14 protein-coding genes are annotated in these 19,515 nt (G+C 59.7%); 2 read left to right on the top strand and 12 right to left on the bottom strand.

What is annotated here, in order from left to right; translation table 11 throughout:
• Positions 1 to 14: 14 nt before the first annotated feature.
• The 7 genes from ARCT_RS27485 to ARCT_RS0107050 all read right to left on the bottom strand — a co-directional run bounded on the left by ARCT_RS27485 (position 15) and on the right by ARCT_RS0107050 (position 9,214).
• Positions 15 to 2,372 carry an amidase gene (locus ARCT_RS27485; RefSeq protein WP_084300773.1) on the bottom strand — a complete coding sequence of 786 codons (2,358 nt, stop codon included), beginning with the start codon at positions 2,370 to 2,372 and terminating at the stop codon, positions 15 to 17.
• A gap of 1 nt (position 2,373) precedes the next feature.
• Complete coding sequence (locus tag ARCT_RS0107075) at positions 2,374 to 3,090, bottom strand: ABC transporter ATP-binding protein (protein ID WP_027239435.1); 717 nt, start codon at positions 3,088 to 3,090, stop codon at positions 2,374 to 2,376.
• Positions 3,090 to 4,124, bottom strand: a complete 1,035-nt coding sequence (locus ARCT_RS25595) for a branched-chain amino acid ABC transporter permease (RefSeq protein WP_036784552.1) — start codon at positions 4,122 to 4,124, stop codon at positions 3,090 to 3,092. Before ARCT_RS25595 ends, ARCT_RS0107075 begins: the two co-directional genes overlap by 1 nt.
• Positions 4,124 to 4,990: an ABC transporter permease subunit gene (locus tag ARCT_RS0107065; RefSeq protein ID WP_027239434.1), complete on the bottom strand. Its 867-nt coding sequence runs from the start codon at positions 4,988 to 4,990 to the stop codon at positions 4,124 to 4,126. Before ARCT_RS0107065 ends, ARCT_RS25595 begins: the two co-directional genes overlap by 1 nt.
• A gap of 103 nt (positions 4,991 to 5,093) precedes the next feature.
• A complete protein-coding gene (locus ARCT_RS0107060) occupies positions 5,094 to 6,272 on the bottom strand; it encodes an urea ABC transporter substrate-binding protein (RefSeq protein WP_240476274.1) in 1,179 nt (392 codons plus the stop codon).
• A 94-nt stretch (positions 6,273 to 6,366) separates the two neighbouring features.
• A complete protein-coding gene (locus ARCT_RS0107055; RefSeq protein ID WP_027239432.1) occupies positions 6,367 to 7,956 on the bottom strand; it encodes a flotillin family protein in 1,590 nt (529 codons plus the stop codon).
• Positions 7,957 to 8,080: 124 nt separating this feature from the next.
• On the bottom strand, positions 8,081 to 9,214 hold the full coding sequence (locus ARCT_RS0107050; RefSeq protein ID WP_051360586.1) for a substrate-binding domain-containing protein: 1,134 nt from the start codon (positions 9,212 to 9,214) through the stop codon (positions 8,081 to 8,083).
• Between the two features lie 112 nt (positions 9,215 to 9,326).
• Here ARCT_RS0107050 and ARCT_RS0107045 point away from each other — a divergent pair, with 112 nt between their 5' ends.
• Positions 9,327 to 9,749, top strand: coding sequence for a MarR family winged helix-turn-helix transcriptional regulator (locus ARCT_RS0107045; protein ID WP_027239430.1), 423 nt, complete (start codon positions 9,327 to 9,329; stop codon positions 9,747 to 9,749).
• A gap of 18 nt (positions 9,750 to 9,767) precedes the next feature.
• Here ARCT_RS0107045 and ARCT_RS0107040 read toward each other — a convergent pair whose 3' ends face one another.
• A complete protein-coding gene (locus tag ARCT_RS0107040) occupies positions 9,768 to 11,543 on the bottom strand; it encodes a carboxyl transferase domain-containing protein (protein ID WP_027239429.1) in 1,776 nt (591 codons plus the stop codon).
• 258 nt (positions 11,544 to 11,801) lie between these two features.
• Here ARCT_RS0107040 and ARCT_RS0107035 point away from each other — a divergent pair, with 258 nt between their 5' ends.
• A complete protein-coding gene (locus ARCT_RS0107035; RefSeq protein ID WP_027239428.1) occupies positions 11,802 to 13,361 on the top strand; it encodes a long-chain-fatty-acid--CoA ligase in 1,560 nt (519 codons plus the stop codon).
• A 54-nt stretch (positions 13,362 to 13,415) separates the two neighbouring features.
• Here ARCT_RS0107035 and lanM read toward each other — a convergent pair whose 3' ends face one another.
• The 4 genes from lanM to ARCT_RS0107015 are packed head-to-tail and all read right to left on the bottom strand — an operon-like array spanning position 13,416 to position 19,439.
• Positions 13,416 to 16,643 carry a type 2 lanthipeptide synthetase LanM gene (lanM, locus tag ARCT_RS0107030; protein ID WP_027239427.1) on the bottom strand — a complete coding sequence of 1,076 codons (3,228 nt, stop codon included), beginning with the start codon at positions 16,641 to 16,643 and terminating at the stop codon, positions 13,416 to 13,418.
• A complete protein-coding gene (locus ARCT_RS0107025) occupies positions 16,640 to 17,497 on the bottom strand; it encodes a cupin-like domain-containing protein (protein ID WP_161631301.1) in 858 nt (285 codons plus the stop codon). The genes lanM and ARCT_RS0107025 overlap by 4 nt, the downstream gene beginning before the upstream one ends.
• Entirely contained in the window at positions 17,494 to 18,465 is a 972-nt protein-coding gene (locus ARCT_RS0107020; protein WP_027239425.1) for a peptide arginase family protein, read from the bottom strand. Before ARCT_RS0107020 ends, ARCT_RS0107025 begins: the two co-directional genes overlap by 4 nt.
• Positions 18,459 to 19,439 (bottom strand): GNAT family N-acetyltransferase, encoded by a 981-nt coding sequence (locus tag ARCT_RS0107015; protein WP_161631300.1) that lies wholly within the window; start codon positions 19,437 to 19,439, stop codon positions 18,459 to 18,461. Before ARCT_RS0107015 ends, ARCT_RS0107020 begins: the two co-directional genes overlap by 7 nt.
• Positions 19,440 to 19,515: the final 76 nt, after the last annotated feature.

Genomic DNA, 19,515 nt, shown 5'->3' with positions numbered 1-19,515 from the left:
GGCTTTGGACCCCTTTACATTGCGCGCCAGTCGCCGCTCTGCTCAAAGGCATCGGCCGCTTGGTAGATTTTCAACTCACCAAATTTTGGCCCCACCAGCATCATGCCGATGGGCAGGCCCTCGCTGAGCCCACAGGGCACATTCATCGCCGGCAGGCCGCCGTTGAACGGCGCGGTATTCCCAATCATCTCAAAGGCGCGCTGAACATACAGCGTGATCGAACAATCGGCGGGGGGGATCTGCTGTGGCTTCATCGGCACTGTGGGCATCAACAACAGGTCATATTGCCTGAACACCTCGGCGTATTTTTCGTTCGCCTTGCGCATCAGGTTCTGTGCCTTGCCGTAAAACCGCCCCCGGTATTGTTCCTGAAAGAATTCGCCCAAGAACATGCAGACCTTGAGAGAATGCGACAGCTCATCCGCGCGGGATCGCCATTGGGCCATGTGGTCCATCATCGACGGCAGGAACAAGCCGCGATAATTGGTGCCGCCGGAATTGCCACGCATCATGTGATCCTGCAGCCCCTCGACGGTGATCGCGGTCCAGCAATCTACCGCCAGGTGGTGTTCGGGAATGGAAACTTCGTCCACCCGCGCCCCGAGTTGGCGAAATCTCTCCGCTGCGGCGAGCACTTTCTGGTCAACATCGGCCTCGCTTTCGGGGCGATGGATGCCTTCTTTAAGAATGCCAATCCGCAGCCCCTGCGCTCCGCGCCCCAGGGCCTCGGTATAGCGAAAGGTCTGCGGCGCATATTGGCGCGGGTCCAGCCCGTCCTCTCCGGCCAGGACTTCCAGCAACAGCGCATTATCTGCCACCGTGTTGGTCACCGGGCCAACATGGTCGATGGTCTGCTCGACCGGCATCACCCCGGTATAGGGCACAAGCCCATGGGTGGGCTTCATCCCGTAAACACCGCAGTTGGAGGACGGAATACGAATTGAGCCGCCCTGATCCCCGGCGATGGCCATATCCACTTCGCCGGATGCAACCAGGGCCGCAGAGCCGCTGGAGGAGCCGCCTGCCATGTAGCCGTGTTTCCAGGGGTTTTGAACCGGCCCCTTGGCATTGGTATGCGATCCTCCGGACAGGCAGAAGTTTTCACAATGGGCCTTGCCCGCGATCACCGCGCCGGCGTCCAGCATCCGGGTAACAATGGTGGCGTCGATCTCAGGCGTATAGCCCTCCATGATCGAGGAGCCATTCATCATCGGCACCCCAGCCAGGCAGATGGTGTCCTTGAGCGCGACCCGCTTGCCCCGCAAGGGTCCATCAGGGGCGCCACGCACCTCGGTTTTGACATACCAGGCATTCAGCGGATTTTCTGCAAAATCGGGAAAATGCCCCGGCGCGCGCGGGTATCTGACTTCGGGCAGATGATCCGGCGTCGCATCCAGACGATCATAGGCCTGGATATAGGGTTCCATAATCTGCGAGTACTCGGCCAGTTCTGCATCCGTCAGGCTCATATCAAAGCGGTTGGCCATATCGCGCATCTGCGACAAGGAGGGGCGTTTCACAGTCATATTGGTCACCACATTTGCAGGCATCGGTTCAGGCATTTGCCGCGCAGACCCCTGAATTTCAGAAGATTTTGAGAGCGCCACCCCGGGCTGGGATGTGCTTTGAGCTCGGGTTGATCTGGCGGCGCCAAAACCCAGAAACTGATCAACTTTGGCTTGATCCAGCAGATCATTCTGGGTCAGCTCCGCAGTAATCCGGCCCCGCTCAAGAACCAGCACCCGGTCTGACAGATCCGCGATAAAGTCGAAATTCTGCTCAACCAGTAAAATCGACAGCCCCCGGCTTTGGCGCAGCTGCAACAGGGTCTCGGCCATTTCTTCGATGATAGAGGGCTGAATACCCTCGGTGGGTTCATCCAGCAGCAAAAATTCCGGCGCGCCCATCAGGCAGCGGGCCAGCGCCAGAAGTTGCTGCTCCCCCCCGGACAGCGCACCGCCATCGCGGTTCAAAAGCGGGCGCAGACGCGGAAAGTCTGACAGCACAGCCTGCATCACCTCGTCTTCGCTGGCGCCGGCATATTCATGCCAGGCAAAACGCAGATTGTCCCGCACCGAAAGCTGCGGAAAAATCCCGCGCCCCTGCGGCACATAGCCAATGCCAAGCCCGGCGCGTTCATAGGGTGACAGGCGGGTGATATCGGTGTCATGGAACCGGGCGGAGCCGGCGCTGGCGGGTAAAAACCCCATGATGGTTTTCAACAGGGTGGTCTTGCCCATGCCGTTGTGGCCCAGGATGCCAACCACCTCATTTTCAGCAACCGAGACATCAATGCCATGCAGGATCGGCACCTTGCCATAGCCGCCCGACAGGCCTTTGAGGGACAGAATTTCAGGAAGCTCATCCGCCATATCAGGCCTTCTTTCCAAGATAGACATTGCGCACAGTTGGGTCAGACAGAACCTGGTCCACATGGTCCTCCATCAGGACCGCTCCCTGATGGAAAACCGTCACCGTCTCAGCGATTGAGCGAATGAACTGCATGTCATGTTCGACGATGACGATGGCGGCGGTCTTGTTCAGCTCGTGGATGATACCGGTCATCCGTTCGACATCCTCGGCGCTCATGCCGGCGGCGGGTTCATCCAGCAGCACCAGCCAGGGGTCGCCCACCGCCACCAGCCCCAGCTCAACCCGCTGCCGCTCTCCATGGGCCAATTGGCCCAGGTCTTTTCGCGCGATGGCGCCCAGCGCCAGGCGTTCAATGATTTCTTGCGTTTTTTGCGTCGCCTCAGTCGGCACATGAAACCGGCGCGCCGCCAGCCAGATGTTTTCAAACACGCTCAGCGCGTCCAGAACATTGGGCGTTTGGGTTTTGATCCCCACCCCCAATGCGGCGATCTCATGTGGCATCCAGCGGGTAGTTTCCAACCCACGCATATAGACCTGGCCCTCTGTCGGGGTTTGCAATCCAGAGACACATTTGAAGAATGTCGATTTCCCGGCGCCGTTGGGACCAATCAGGCAGCGCAGCTCGCGGGCCTGTAATTTGAAGTCCACGTTATTGGCAGCAACAACCCCGCCAAAGCGCATGGTCAGCCCGTGAGTTTCCAAAATTGTTTCAGCCATTAAGCCGCTCCCCGCTGCGGGGCCTGTCGCCTGCGCCCCCGGCCCCGCGCGCCTCGGCGGGCTGCCTTCTGTGCCTGCCACAAATCGGCAATGGCGGGCACCAGGCCGCGGGGCAGGAACAGGACAAACAGCACCAGAATAAGGCCGGTGATCAGCGTGTTATCAACGAGGCTCTGCTGGCCCAAAAGGAATTTGAGATAGGCCAGCCCAGCGGCGCCAAGGATCGGGCCAAGCCGGGTGCCAAGCCCGCCAACGATGCACCAGATGATGATCTCGGCCGATTGACCAAGGGAAAACAGGCTGGGGGTGACAATTTCGCCCCAATTGGCAAACAGCGCGCCTGCCAGCCCGGCGATGGCGGCTCCGATGGCAAACAGGATCGTCTTGCGCGCCCGCACATCATAGCCCATCAGCGACATGCGGGTCTCATTCTCGCGAATGCCAACCGCAATCCTGCCAAAGCTGGAACGCAGCAGCAGCGTGACCAGAACAAACACCAGTGCCAGCAGCACCGCGCAGACATAGAAGTAGGCATCTCCCCAGATATAGGCCTCAGGCTGCCCCGGAATGTTCAGGGTTTGAAATCCGGGAATACCGTTAAAGCCCCCCAGCCGGGCGGTGCCGATTACATACTGCGGCCCGGCTGTCGAGTTGATGAATTTGAACAGGATCAAGGTGACCACCAGGGTGATGACCCCCAGATAAACATCCGTCAGCCGACCGTAGAACATCAGCCCCCCCAGCAGAGCCGCAAACCCTGCCGGCACCAGCACCGCCAGAAGCATCGGCAGGGTGCTCTCGCCAAGATTGATTGCAGCAATGGCATAGGTATAGGCGCCAAGACCAAAATACGCGGCTTGGCCAAAGCACAGGATGCCGCCAAACCCCCAGATCAGCCCCAGGCTCAACCCCAGCATCCCGTAGATAATCAGCACGGTGAGCGTATAGGGAGAGATCAGCATCGGCATCAGCCAGATCAACAGCGCCGCGATGACCACCGTGCAGGCAAGATCCTTTTGCAGACTTGCGGACATCACAGTTTTCCTTTGAAGAATTTTCCGGTGATGCCCTGCGGCAAAAGGCGAAGCAGGATGACAGCGGCCACCAGCAGGGCAACCTCGCCCATCACCGGAGAGATGGTGAAGGTGAAGACCTGGCTGACCACGCCAAACAAGCCGGCACCGGAAAACAGCCCGGCAATAAGCGATGGTCCTCCGGCGATGACGGTAATAAAGGCCTTGGCGATATAGGCGCCGCCCGAGGTGGGCACCAATCCAACCAGCGGCGCCAGCACCGCCCCGGCCAGACCCGAGAGCGCCGAGCCGCAAAAGAAGGTTGCCATGTAGATGCGGTTTGGGCTGTAGCCAAGCGCCGCTGCCATATCCGCCTGTTGCATCGCGCCGCGGGCGATCAGCCCGGCACGGGTGGATTTAAGCACCACACGCATGGCAATCAACAGCAGCACAGAGACCACGATGATAAAGAAGTTGTAGCCGTTGATCTGGTAGTTTCCGACCGTAAAGCCGGGAATTGGCGTGGAAATTCCCGTCGTGGTATTGCCAAAAATCATGGTGGCCAACCCAATGAAAAACAGGCTCAACCCCCAGGTCGCCAGCATGGTATCCACCAGCCGCCCATAGAGGTGGCGGATCACCAGACGTTCGACAATCAGCCCAATCAGCCCAACCGTCAGCGGCGCAATCACCAGCATGGCGACAAAGATGTTCACCCCCAGGTTCACCGCAGTGATGGTGGCATAGCCGCCCATCATCATGAATTCCCCATGCGCGAGGTTGATCACTTTCATCATGCCAAACACAACGGCCAGGCCTGCGCTGATCAGGATCAGCGAAGAGACCGCGTAGAGCATTTCTATCAAAATGACGAATGAGAGATCCATCGGCTCCAGTCTTCCTTCAGTCTTCCTATGGCACAGCACAGCCGTTCCCCGGCGTGGGGATGCGGAGCGACCCTGGCCGCTCCGTGTCAAATCCGGGAATGGGTCAGATCTGGATTTCGTATTGGGTGTTGTCCCCCGGATTGGCCTGCAGATCACAGACCAACTGGGTGTCAATCGGCTGGCGCTGCGGCAGGGTTTTGACCACCCGCATGCCCTGGTTTTCAATCTCCATGATATGGACATCCAGCACCGCGTGGTGGGTCTTGGGGTCGATGGTAATCTTGCCCGCCGGTCCTTCGATCGACAGCCCGGATTCCAGGGCGGCAATCACCGCCTGCCGCTCAATCGAGCCCGCCTGCCGCACCGCAGCGGCCCAGGTCAACAACCCCTGATAGTTGGACACTGCGATCTCGTGGATCATGCCACTGTCGCCATAGGCCGCCGCCCAGTTTTCCTTGAAGGCGGTGTTGGCAGGCGTCGCCAGCTCCTGGCTGTAGTTATACGCCACCATAATGCCATCGCCCTCTTGCGGGGTCAGAACTTTATGTTCGTTGCCAACCCCCAGGGTGGTGGAGGCCAGCGGAATGCGATCTTTCATCCCTGCCGCCGCCCATTGGCGGAAAAAGGACAGATGCGCGCCGCCAACCAGGGGCGCAATCACCAGATCGGGGCCCACCGTCTGGATCTTGGCGATGGTTGAGCCAAAATCGCTGACATCCAGCGGGAAGAAATCAACACCAACGGTTTCGCCACCGTTGTCAGCCACAAATTTCTGGATCCAGCGGGCGGTGATCTGGCCGTAGTTATAATCAGCGGCAAGGATATAGACCTTGGGACCGGATTTTTCCATGGCATAGGGCACCAACGCCGCAACCTGCTGCGCCGGGGTGACGCCGTTGATGAAGATATTGCCGTCACAGACCCCACCTTCATACAGAACATTGTAGAAATACAGTGTCTTGGTCTTGCGCATGGTCTGGCGGATCGCCTCACGCGAGGCAGACAGAATGCCGCCATGGACCACATCCACCCGGTCTTGCCGGGTCAGTTGCTGACCATATTGCGAGTAGAGCGCCATATCCGACTGGGTGTCATAGGCCACCACTTCCACCTCTCGCCCCAGCAATCCGCCCGCGGCATTGATCTCTGCCACGGCCAGGCGCATCGCCATATCCATCGGCTTGCCATAGGCGTCAAAAATGCCCGAGGTATCGAGGATCGAGCCCAGTTTGATCTTATCTGCGGCCAGGACAGCCTGCGGCAGCAGTGCAGTCCCGGTCATAGCGGCTGTTGCGGATAAAAAGCTGCGTCTGTTCAATGGCATGTTCCGTTCCCTCTGTGTTGTCTGGCTAAGCATTCGCGCAGTTTTCCTGGCGTTATTCTGTTTTTGGTTTGATCCGGTTGGCATAATCGGCGGTGCGCCCCGCCAGGTTGGCGTCAAAATCCAGCCCGATGTCTTCCCCCATCTGCTTCATGGCCGGCAGGCGGACAGCCATGCCCAGGATCTGATCCATGGCGGCACCAAAGGCACTATCGACGCCCTCGGCGCCGCCGCCCGAGCCACCCGGGGCACCCGAAATCTGGTTGATCCTGATCGAGTCGATCTTCTCTACCGGCTTCATCATCTGCGTCATGATTTCTGGCAGGCGATCGAGCTTGCGCTCTTCAAGCCGCATGCGAATAACCGCCTCGCTCAGGGTGTTTTCGGCTGAGTTCAGCGCCACATGCCCCGCAGCTTCGGCCTGCATCCGGGCCTTTTCCGCCTCAGCAGCCCCTATGGCAGCCGTGCTTTCCGCCTGGGCGCGGGCCAGCAGGGTATCCACATCGCGCTTGACCCGCGCCTCTTCCAGCTCAAGCTCTTTGTCCTGATGGATGCGGGCAATATCGCGTTCCCGTTCGGCGACGGCGCGTTCTTTTTGCGCCTGCACCTGTTCCGCCGCAAGAATGACCAAGGACCGGGCCTGTTCTTCCGCCGCTTTCGCCTCGGCCTCCTCGGTGCGTTTGCGGGCCAGATGAATGCCATTTGCAATCTTGGCTTCCTCCAGCGAGAGGATCGCCGCCATTTCAGATTTTCTAAGGATTTCATCCTGTTCAACCTGAGCCGCCTTGGCCCGGGTCTCATTTTCAATCCGTGCGGTCTCGCTTGCCAGTTTGGCAATCTCATGCGCCTGGATCTGGCGGGATTTGGCATCAGCCTCCAACTTGCTGAAATGCTCTTGCTGGGCAATTTCGGCTTCGCGCTCCTGACGCTGAAGCTGCAACTGCCGCTGGTGCTGCGCCAAACGGCTTTCGCGCACGGCGGTTTCGGCTTCGGTCTCGATACGGACGCGCTCTTTGCGCTGATCGGCGACCAATTCGGCCAGCCGTCGCAGCCCCTGCGCGTTAAAGGCATTGTTTTCGTTCAGCTGGCTTTGATCGCTCTGGTCAATCGAGATCAGCGCGGTTGAGACAAGCGTCAGCCCCAGTTGTTTTGCCTGGGTGTCAATGGCTGTGGCAACATCTTCGGCAAAGCCGCCGCGATCCAGGTGTATCTGCTCCAGGCTGCGCAGAGCCGCCGCATTTTGAATGGCATTGACCAGCGCCCCGGACAGAACCTCGTGAATACTGTCGCCGCCGCGGGCAATCCGGTGCCCCAGAGCCTGGGCTGCTGTTGCAATCCCCTCTTCGGTGGGCGACACCCGCAGCTCAAAGCCAAAGATCACATCCGCCCGCATTCTATCCCGCGTCAGCACGGCCTCACGCCCCTGGCGGCTGATCGAGAAATTCAGCGCCCCCATCGACACCTTCTGCATCTGGTGCAGGATGGGCAGCGCAATACAGCCACCGTCCGTGATCACCCGGCGACCGCCAAAGCCGGTTCTGACCAGCGCGCTGTCCAATGTCGCCTTGGCGTAGAACCGATGCAGGAACCAAATCCCAACCAGGGCAAGCAGCGCCACAGGCACCAACAAAGCAATCCAGAGCACGGTAGTTCTCCCCGACGTTACGCATGTCCCGCCCCCAAACGGGGCGACGATTTGAATGGCTCAAACCGTGGGAGATTTTAGTTTCCAATTCAAGCATTAAATTTGAAATGGAAACCAAATAACTTTAAGCTATTGATTTCAGATCTTTTATGACCTCAAATTTGAGCCCATCCGCTCGCGCCAGATAGACCGGCGGGCGCTGGCTTTTATTCGAAGACAGGGTTTTTCGGCCACTGCGATGAATCACCGGCAAGCCATCCGTAACACAATGATCACGCCAGACATTGGCATGGCCCCGCATCAATCCGGCGAGAAAATGAACGCCCTCATATGTGGACTGGCCAATGGCGTTCAGCGCCGGAGCCTGATCCCCATGCAGCCCGTAGTACAGCTCTTTAAAGGCCGCATTGGCCTCGGTTGGCAGCGCTGCAAAATAGGAAGAAGCGACAAACAAACGTTTGCTGTTGCGCGGCCCGGCGGCCAATAGGCCGTTCTCCTCAACCGCACAGGACAGCCGCACCATTTGATTGTGCAAACCCGCGCTTCCAAAGGCCCGGTTAAAGGCAACCGCATCCTGGCCCACCAATGAGATCAGCACCGCCTCTGCTGAGCTGGCAGCAATTTCAGCCACATATTGCGCCATGTTGCGTGACCCAAAAGGCACGTATCTCTCATATGCGAGATCAATGGCGTTCTCGCGCAGTCTGGACTTTGCAAACAGATGTGAAATCCGCGGCCAGACGTAATCATTGCCAATCAACGCCCAGCTTTTGGGCCGGTATTGGTTTTGGATCAGTTCCATCGACGGCCCAAGCTGTTCCTTTGGCGTCTCCCCAATGGCAAACAAACCTGCGGTGCTTTCGCCGCCTTCATAAAGCGGGGTGTACACATAGGGGATCCGCTGTCGCACCACTTTGCTCAACCTTTGGCGAATGGCACTGATATGCATGCCAACAATCGCATCTATCGACCCCCGTTCAATAAGATCATTGACGATCTCTTCAATGGAAATGCTGGCCTCCATCGCCGCATCAATCATGATAAGCTGAACCTTGCGCCCATCCACACCGCCGCTTTTGTTCAGCTCTTCTACCGCGACCTGAGCACTGGAGATACAGGAGGGCGCCCAAAGCCCGGCAGAGCCGCACAAGGGGATGAGCAGGGCAATTCGGTAGCTGCCTTTGTTTTGGGACAAAGGGTTGGCTTGTAGTTCAATCAACTCCGTTGGAATTTTTGGAGCCTTGGTAAAGGAAGTCATGGCGACAGCGCCCTTTCCACAGGGATTGAGGACTGCCACATTTCATTTGAACTTAATTTCCAAGTCAACTAAAATCTCCAGGTCAGACCCCCGTCAGACCAAAGTGAGTCCTATGGAAAACAGCATCAGCCCGCTTCACAACTACCTGTCCTATGCCTTGGCGGCGGCGCACCGGAAGGTCGCCACCTCGTTGAATGCACGGCTGCGTCGGCATGGGATTCAGATCGAAGCCTGGCGTATTTTGGAAACCCTGGATGAGGGCCCGCGGCTGACCATGGGGCAGCTGGCCGAAATTGTTTTGATGAATCCGCCTACGCTCACCAAACTGGTGGATCGCATGGTGTCAGACGGGTTGGTGCACCGCCAGGTTGCCCAGGGTGATCACCGTCAGATCAATGTGTTGCCCACGGATTTGGGCCGCAAACGCATGATGCAGATCCGGCAGGAAATTCAACAACAGGATGCCGCCATTCTGAACCAGCTAGGCAAGGACGAAACCGCCCAACTGGTTCAGCTGCTGCGTGACATTGCCTGAGCGCGTCTCCCTTCTGACTTACCAGGCATCGACATAGCGCTCGCTGGGGGAGCCTGGTCCCGCCGCCGCGATAACCCGCGCGATTTCCTCACGCGTCAGGGCCGGGTCAATAACCGCATCAAATTCAAGCAGGCTCGCGGCGTTCAAGGCTGAGCCGTTTTGGTAGAGTTCCGCAACCAGGCGCTGGTATTCTGCCTCGCGCGCAACCGGATCCGAGATCGCGGCCAGATGGTCGCGGTGGCCCAGCTTCACAGCCCCTTCCAACCCCATGGCACCCACCTCACCTGTTGGCCAGGCGCAACAATAATGCGGTCGGTCAAAACCACCACCCGCCATCGCCATCGCCCCCAGACCATAGGCCTTGCGCAGAATGACGGTCACCAACGGCTGGGCAAAATGCGCTCCTGCAAGGAACAGGCGCGAAATATGGGCCACCTGCCCGGTCTCCTCGATCGCAGGCCCCACCATAAAGCCCGGCGTGTCGCACAGGGTCACAACCGGCAGCCCCCAGGCGTCACAAAGTTGCAAAAACCGCGCGCCCTTGTCCCCTGCGGGTGCATCAATAGCCCCGCCGATATGCAGCGGGTTATTTGCCAGAACCCCATAGGCCTGCCCCTTGATGCGCATAAAGCCGGTGATCATGCCCTGGCCAAAATCCCGGCGCAGCTCCAGGAAACTGCCCGCATCGGTCAAAGCCTCGATCGCTTGGCGCATGTCATAGGCCCGGGTGCGGTCAGCCGGAACAACGTCGCGCAGGGCCAGGGCCGGCGCCTCCTCCTGCGGGGGGCTGTGCAAAAACGGCAGCCCCAACAGCACCTTGGTGGCGGCAACCGCCTCTGCCTCGTTCTGGCGCAACAGGTCGATGACACCATTTGCCTTTTGCGTCTCAGAGGGGCCAATCTCATGTGGCGTTACACTGCCCAACCCGCCGCCTTCGATCATCGCCGGACCGCCCATCCCGATCCAGCTGTCCTGGGTGGCAATTCGCACATTGCACAGGCCAAACAGTGCCGCATTCCCCGCAAAGCACAGCCCCGAGACGATGCCAATCTTGGGGCCCCTATGGGCGGCGAAATTGCGAAACGAGGGCACATTCAACCCGGCCACCATCATCGGCGCCATATCATAGTCGTTGGGTCGCCCACCGCCACCTTCCGCAAAGAGCACAATAGGCAGATTGTCCCGCCCTGCGCGTTCGATCAAACGGTCCATTTTTCGGTGGTGATTGTAGCCCTGGGTTCCCGCAAGCACCATATAATCAACAGCCATGGCCGCAACAGCGCGCCCGTTCACTGTGCCGGTGCCACAGATGATCCCATCGCCTTGGGTACGTGACTGCAGCTCGGCCAGCGGGCGTTTTGTGCGCTGAGCCGCCACTGCCAGGGCACCATATTCGCTAAAGGAGCCGGGATCGAACAGATCCTCGATGTTTTCGCGCGCGGTCCGGCTTCCACTTTGGTGGCGCTTTGCAACCGCCTGTGGTCTGCTGCTGTCCGTCAGCATCCCCATGCGCGCCTCAAATTCGGAAAACTCCAGCCGCTGCCCCTGCTCCTCCTGCTCGACCCGCAAAGAGACCTCTCCCGGCTCAAGGCTCACCAGCGGCTCCCCGCCGCGCAGCTCATCCCCCGGTGACACATGCAGGGCCGTGACCACGCCACTTTCATCCGCGCGGATCTCGTGCTGCATTTTCATCAGCTCCGTCACAAGCAAAACAGTGCCTGCGGCAATCTCATCCCCAAGCCCTACGCGAATTTCAGAGACGATGGCCGGGTTTTCAGCTTTGATGGTTTTCACGTCTGTCCTCTTTAGATTGGCCTCTTTAAATTGGCCGCTTCAGATTGGCCGCTTCGGCTTTGCCCCTCACTGCTCCTTGCCAGGGTTCCGCCTCAGCATGCGCCAGTTCCGACGCCCTGTGCAAAGGACGTTCCGTCACATCAAAATCAGGATTATCCAATCAGCCAAAAGCGTTGACTTGCGAGGATCTGATGATCAACTCTGGCTGAAACCCCGGGTTCCGCCCTTTCAATTCACAGCAACCTGAGAGGTCGCAACATGCAGATCACCTCGATGATCAAACGCGCTGCCCAGATCAATCCCAACGGGATTGCCACAATATTCCAGGACCGCCAGCAAAGCTGGAGCCAAATGCTGGACCGCGTTGCCCGCCTGGCTGGCGCCCTGCAGGGCCTTGGCATGAAGCCCGGTGATCGGGTGGCTTTGGTCTCGCTGAACTCGGACCGGTTCATCGAATATTATTTTGCCGTGGTCTGGGGTGGCGGCGCCATGATGCCGATGAACATTCGCTGGAGCGCCGCCGAATGTGCCTATGCCCTGAACGACGCCGGGGCCGAAATCCTGATCTGCGACGCAACTTTCAAGGATCTCGCCGCCGAGGTGAAACCGCAAGTGGCCGGGCTAAAGACGCTGATCTATGCCGGAGACGACACGACGCCAGAGGGCATGGAAAACTACGAAGACCTGATCGCAGCCGCCGCGCCTGCTGCTGATACAGAACGCAGCGGTGATGATCTGGCCGGTGTTTTTTACACCGGCGGCACAACCGGTTTCCCCAAAGGCGTGATGCTGTCCCATACAAATTTCTATGTGGCGGCAGTTGCAAACGCCCATGACATCAACATGCACGACAGGACGGTCTATCTGCATGCTGCCCCGATGTTCCACATTGCCGATCTGCTGTGGTTCAGTGCCATCACCCTGATGGCGGGCACCCATGTCATCATCCCCATGTTCACCCCCGAGGGCACTCTTGCAGCGATTGAACAGTACCGCCCCGACCAGGTCCTGCTGGTGCCGGTGATGTTGCAGATGGTGTTGCAAAGCGACAAGCTGGCGCAGACGGATATCTCCTCTTTGCGCCAGATCGCCTATGGTGCCTCTCCCATCACCGAGGCGGTTCTGAAAGACGCCTTTGTAAAGTTCCCCAATGTCTCGTTTCTACAGGCCTTTGGCCAAACCGAACTCAGCCCGGTTGCGACCATTTTGCCCGCCGAATACCATGTGCTGGAAGGCCCCAAAGCGGGCAAGCTGCGCTCTGCGGGCCGCGCCACGCGGGTTTGCGAGATCCGCATTGTTGATGACCACAACCAAGAGGTCGCCCGCGGCGATGTCGGTCAAATTGCGGTCAAAGGCCCGATCACCATGCTTGGCTACTGGAACAAACCAGAAGTGACCGCAGAGACCATCATTGATGGCTGGGTCATGACAGGGGATGCCGGCTATATGGATGACGACGGATTTGTCTTCTTGGTGGACCGGGTGAAGGATATGATCGTCTCAGGCGGCGAAAACGTCTATTCTGCCGAAGTTGAGAATGCTTTGGGCCAGCATCCTGCCGTCGCCACCAGTGCCGTGATCGGCATTCCCAGCGATCAATGGGGGGAAAGCGTGCATGCTCTTGTCATCCTGCACCCGGATGCACAGGTCACCACAGAAGAGTTGCAAGCCCACTGTCACACGCTGATTGCCGGATACAAATGCCCGCGCAGCATCGAATACCGAACCGAGCCCTTCCCCCTGTCCGGTGCAAACAAAGTGCTGAAAACAGAGTTGCGCAAACCCTTCTGGCAAGGAAAGCAGCGTCAGATCTCGTGATCTGCACTCTGGCACAGATCCCGAAGGCCATATCATTTCAGGGCGTCACCCCCCTTATGAGAAGGCAAAGACATCCGGCAGCGTCACATCAAAGTCACGACGCAACAACTGATATCCGATCCCGGCGGTGCCTTGGAAAAAGCCGGGGAGTGCTACCCCCGCGGGCCAGCCGAACTCAAAGCCCCCTTTGTCCGCACGACCCCATAGCCGACGATAGGCCCGCCTGACATCCGCAGCCAAATCAGGGCGGGCGCACATATCGACGCTGCGCTGCAGGACCGAAGCCCGGGCGGCCTCCCCAAAACTCAGATCATCCAGCACGAGCCCAGAGTGATGGCTGAGAGCCCCCATCTGCCGCTCATGCCAGTTCTGCAAATCCAAATCCTGTGCATCCGATACAGTCAGGGCCTCCTGCACCGCGATACAAAGCCCCATGCCACCGGTTTTCCAGCTGAGATCCCCCTCCTGCTCCTGACGCAGAGCAAAGCGGAGGCCACGGCGGCCAAGGTCCAGAAGCCGCTCGTCCTGCAGGTGTCGTGCCGCGCGCAGCAGCACCGTTGCGACCCCTGCGCTGCCATGGGCAAAACCATGCGGCCCAGGGCCATGAGGCGACAGGCTATGAGGCGAGGGCCAATGGGTGCCTCCCGCCTGATCAGGGACCGCCGCCCCGGCAATCTGCGCCACACAGTCCTGCAGTGCCCGCAGCACCCGGGCATCGCCGGGTTGATGCTGGTCCAACACCAAACAGGCATTCAGATAGCCGGACAGGCCGGTAGACAGGCCGTAGTCCTGTTTTGCGGTGCGGGGAGTGTCGTCGCTGCGGAGATCCTCAACCCGGTAGAAAACATCCCGTGCCACATCGGCCAGGTGATCTTGGCCGCTGATCCGCGCAAGCTGCACCAGACCGTAGATCGCCGACCCCACTCCGGTGCCACAGCCCAGCCCCGGGGCCATCAGCATACGCACCGTAGCGGCCCGATCTGCACTCTCAAGCAGGTTTGAAATCCCATTCAGCCCCGCTTGCAGATAGTGTTTCTTGCCGCTGTGCCGCGTCAGAGCCGCCAGGAACAAGGCAATGCCAAGCGCGCCATCAAACACCCGCTCGCGCAGCGGGGACATACGCCAGGCGCCGATGTTTTCCTTATACACTGGCGCATGCCAGGCAAGAGAGCCCTCCGTGCCACGAATGGCCTGTGCCAGCAGATCATCCCCCATGCGTTCAAGCACTGCAGCTGAAGGCTGATCCGCGGCGGGCAGCATGTCATTTGCCAGGGGGCGTTGCCCTTTGTGTTGCACCCAAGCCGAGCAATCCGCCCCCAACCGTTGGTGACAGGCAAAACTGGTGAGGATTTTTTGCCTTTGCAGCGCCAGGTCCTTGTCGCCCAACCGGGCAATCCGCGCTTTGAGGGTCTCCATGGCGGAGGCTGGAAATACCTCCCGAACCTCACTTTTGCATGGCAGCTGGATGGCGCGGCCATTGGCCTGGGCGTGCAGCACCGGCACGTCCATCTTCATCAGTTGGGCAAACTCGCTTTTGACAACGGGCACCAGGCTGTCCGCCGTGGCCGGGTCCTGCAAAAGGGATTGAAACAGGCTCTCCATGGAGAGTTGCGCAGCAAAGCCATTGCGCAGATTGGCAGGCGCGCACAGGCGTGTCAGCCGCTCGCCATAGGCGCGGCTCTGCCGCAACACCACCCGGGCGCGCACAGACTGCAGGGTTTTGACCAGCCCGGCAGGCAATTCCGGCGCGCGGCGCAGTGCTTGGTAGGCTTCTGAAAACCCTTGCAAAATATCATCAACGTGATCAGCCGGATCTATCATATTGCCGCCATAGCGGGGCAGATGGGCCATGCCCCGCTCAGCAGGTGTGACCCTGCGCACCAGCCGCATCAGGTCCGAGTTCATGTGCAGAACCATCAGCTCTGGCGTTCGTTTTTCGGGACCACCTGTGCCGCCAAATGCGCTGATGTCGAGCGGCCACCCGTCAATGGCGTCATTCCACTCCGGCAACATAGAGGTCCGCACCACGGTTTCAAAAACCATCGCACGCACAGCGGCAACACCTGCCGGGACCTGATCACCACTGGGTGCTGGCCAATTGGTCATCAGACATTCCTGATCAATGATGACCGGCACCGCCCCCGCCGCAATCAGGTTGTCACAGTGAATATCCGCGCCACCCAACAGGTACTGGCCAAACAAAAGATGCCCGCTGGCGCGAAAGAAAGAGGCTACTTCTGCCGCATCGCGACAGGCGGCGGGCACGACCTGCTTGCTCCAGCCGTACAGACCGCGATCCAGGGTCTCCCCACGGCAGCGCATAGGACGGCCAAGCAGCGCGGCCAGATGTGCTTGGAACGCTTCAAACACCAGCTCCGGCTGCAGCGGTTTTGGTTTGTAGAACACAGCAGGCCCGGCCTGCGGCACCAGTTTCACACAGACTTGGCCCCCCTGATGCGGATCAGAGCCCGCCAGTTCCAGCAGGGCAGACCCGCCAAAGCCAAATGCCTGCTCCAGCAGCGGCAGATCGGCCAACAGTCGGTCACGGAATGTGCGAACAAATCCAACCCATTGTTGCAGGACCGTGGCCAGAAGCCGCGCAAGCACAGGATATTTCTGAAAAAGCCCCAGCAAACCCGCCCGATCCTGCAGGGATGTAACAAAGGCATCATAGGCCTGATGCGCGCCCGGCAGCACCATGGTCCCGGCAAGCCGCGCCCTGCGAAAGATCTGAAACTCGGCCATCAATGCCTGCACGGCCACATCGCATAGGCGGCGGAGCAGCCCATCTTGCAGGCGGGCACGGCTGTCGCAGCCCAGCGCCTTGGAGATATCATCATAGACGGTTTGCAAATGCTGCGCGGCATAGCCGGAAAATCCTGCCAGAATCGCGGCAAAGGGATGGGCTGAATGGGTGGCAGGATTTGCGCTGGCACGTGCATCAGCGCGGGGCGTCGATAACACATCGAGCAGCACCTCTGCCCAATCCGGCCACTGGCTGCGCGGGATGGCTGGTGGATCACCCAGATAGGCCTCCAGCCGCGCTGGGGTGAGACCGGACCACGCCAGGCGTTTACGGAAATCCCCCGGATCTCCCTGGCCGCAGATCTGCCGCCAGCTTTGGACCATTTCGGCCTGCTGATGCTGTGGCCAGGGTTGATCCGACAGCCCAGATCTGGCCAGCCGCTCTTCCAGGGTCTGGGCGCGGGCGACTATTTCCGCCACCTGCTGCACAAGGCCCACAGCCCCGTCGCAGATCCCTGCAGGCTGGGCCGCAGTCATGGTGCCAGCTGCGCCTTTAGCGCCGGAACAAGACGCGCCTTGGCCTGCCAGACCTCTGGCTGGGTGTAGATGGTGCGGAAAAACGCAGCGCTATTGGTGGCGTTGAAGAAATTCCCGGTGAGACTGATCGACGCCTCAAGCGCCCCCACGGCATGGGCCCACCCCATTGGAATAATGAGTGTCTCGCCCGGTTCAAGCACCACCTGAAGATCCGGTGTTTCGTCCTGTGCCGGGCGACCTGGGGCCCAGAGATCAAACCGTTTGCGCCCGCAAATCTGGGTGTTCCAGGCATGGGTGTTCAGCGTGTCCAGATGCCGGGGCGTATAGGTCCCGGCCGGACCGATGAACAGCCAGGAAAACCCGCGCAGCACCCACTGCGCCATCAGCGCCTCGCTGGACCCGTCAGAGGCCTCAATCGCGCTGGCATCCGGCATCCAGTTCTCTACCACCTCAGAGACATCAAAATCGGCTGCTAGCTCCGGGTGATCCACAAAAGGTGACCAATAGGGGGAATACCAGGGGGTCTTGGCCTGCTTGCCCGGCAGAAGATCCAGCGAAGGATCCCGCACATAGTCCAGATAGCGGCCAAAGCCGACCTTGTGGAGGTTCTTTGAGCCCAGAAAATCGGTCACGATGACCCGCTCATCCCCATAGGTTTTGGCAAAATGGTCAAAGCTCCAGCGCTCCATCGCGGGCCAGCCATCGGTTAATCCCGTCAGTACCACAGGCTGAGAGCTGCCACGGCTGAGGAAGGCGCGGTTCAAATCAGAGGCCGAAAGGCGATTGCGACGCGCGATGCTTTGCCCCTGCGCGCTGGCCTCTGACGCCTGCGGGTTGGGTGAAGTAGCACTCACCATAGGTCGGATCCTTCCAGAATTGTGCAGGGATAGACCGAGGCCAGCATGTCCTTGACCCGCGCCTCGATGAATTCACATTGGTGGCGGGGGGTAAATCCGCTGATCTGTGAGCGGGCGATCAGGATCAACGCGGGGGCCTGCGCTTGCCGCGACAACATCGCCGCCAGCCTGTCGACCTCGGCCTCGATCTCTGTGGTGCTGCGCACAAGCGGATCAGCGCTGCGGGGGGGCAACATGTCATATTCCAGCCAGTAGCCCTGTTCATCGTGACGGGCCTCAATCCGGTGCGACGGCGACAGGCGCAGCGGGTGGTGGCGGTTGGTTGAGACCTGCTCGTAGGTTTCCTGGGTGACACTGATGCGAAACCCGTTGTCCGGCATGCTGTTGCAGGAGAAATAATCCAGATCAATCCCCAGCACCCAAGGAGCGGCCTCCGGGCCGGGCTGTTCGGGGATCTGGGTCTCGGTATCGACAAAATGCAACGCCATAGATTTGCGGTCGTCATTGCCCACGCCACGGGCTTCGGGGCGCTGCACCATCGTAATCATCTCACGTCGCTGCGTATCCGTGGTGGCAATCCACAGGTACTTGCTGGGCAGGACCGAGCGCGGCCGCGCGCCGGCAATGGCGGGTTTGGGCGCAAGCCAGAACATCTCATCCAGAAGTCCCAGATAGACCCCGGCCCAGACGAAGCTCGCGATAGAGATCTCGGTCTCCACCAGGTTCTTGATAGCCGCAACCGTCAGCGGCGTATCGGCAATCGTCCGGCTAAGCTGCGGCACCACCAGATCCTGATGTTGATCTACATGCAAAAGGCGCGCAGGCAGCTTGCCCAGCAGGGCATTCTCGCGCGCCCAGGCAAGCGCAATCAGGGCCTCGTTGTGCTCTTCAAACCCGATCACCGGGATGGGGTTTGGCCTGTCTGTCTGCTGCGAAAGGGGGGGCTGGTGCACCATGGTCAGCATAAATCCTTTGCCACAACAAAACTTTGATATGAGGTGTCGATGTAGGGCTCTATCCGGCGTCTATAGACAGTCATCATCGCCTTGTTGCGCGCATCCACATCAAAAAGAACAGTCGGGTGGCTTTGGTGCAGGCTGCTGTTTACGTGACGCTCCAGCGCCGCTGCCATGACCCAGGCGCCGTTGCCGCGAAAGGCGGGATCCGCATGGCAAAAGCTGCGGCTAAACCGGATGGTGCCGGACCGCTGCGGTACAAAATGGCAGGCCAGCCAGCCCACCACGCGCCCATCCGCAGCCCGCAGGCCCAGGCTGATCGGGGCGATATTGCCCTCATCCCAGAAAGGGGACACATCCTGCGGGTAGCGCCCGGCTGCTGTTTCAACCTCAATATAGCTGCGGTCTTCTGGCGTCAGGTCGCTCCAGTCAAAGGCGGTGGCATTGCGCGGTCCCCGGTGCAGCACCCGCTGCGCCCAGGCCTGTTGCAACACCTGCAGCGGCGCCGTTTCTGCAAACAGTATCCGTGGGGCCGGTTCCGACCAGCCTGCACTGTGCAGCAAAGCTTTCAATGCGGTGACCTGGGGCATCCGGGACACAAACGACAGGCAGGCCCGTTTGGCCCCCTGTATTCTGGCCTGCTCCAAAGCCCGTTCCAGCAACGCCCTGGCGATGCCATTGCGACGAAACTCTGGGGTCACAGCCAGCGACAGAACCGTGGCGCTGGTCTTGGCGATATCAACCTGGCCGATTTCAACCTGGCCGATTTCAACCAGAACGGCTCCCAAAACCCGCGTTTTTGTTGCGCTATCCGCGCCTGCGACAGCCGCCAATCGGATGATTGCCGGATCTGTACCGTTCAGGTGTTTTGCAAAATGCGGAAAAACCACAGCCGCCGCCGATTGGGCCAGCCAAGGATCAATGGGTTGAATACTATAGGGCGGACAGGGCGACACTGCAGGCGTGGAAAACGGGACTGTCACAGAACGACCCTCAGGAAAAATCTGGGCCGGCCTCAGCCAGAGGCGCGGCGCGTGATCCGGCCGGGCGCTGACGCGG

The sequence above is a fragment of the Pseudophaeobacter arcticus DSM 23566 genome (genome assembly GCF_000473205.1).
Taxonomy (GTDB): Bacteria; Pseudomonadota; Alphaproteobacteria; order Rhodobacterales; family Rhodobacteraceae; genus Pseudophaeobacter; species Pseudophaeobacter arcticus.
The sequence above is the reverse complement of the archived record's forward strand: the minus strand, read 5'-3'. Positions and strand labels throughout refer to the sequence as shown.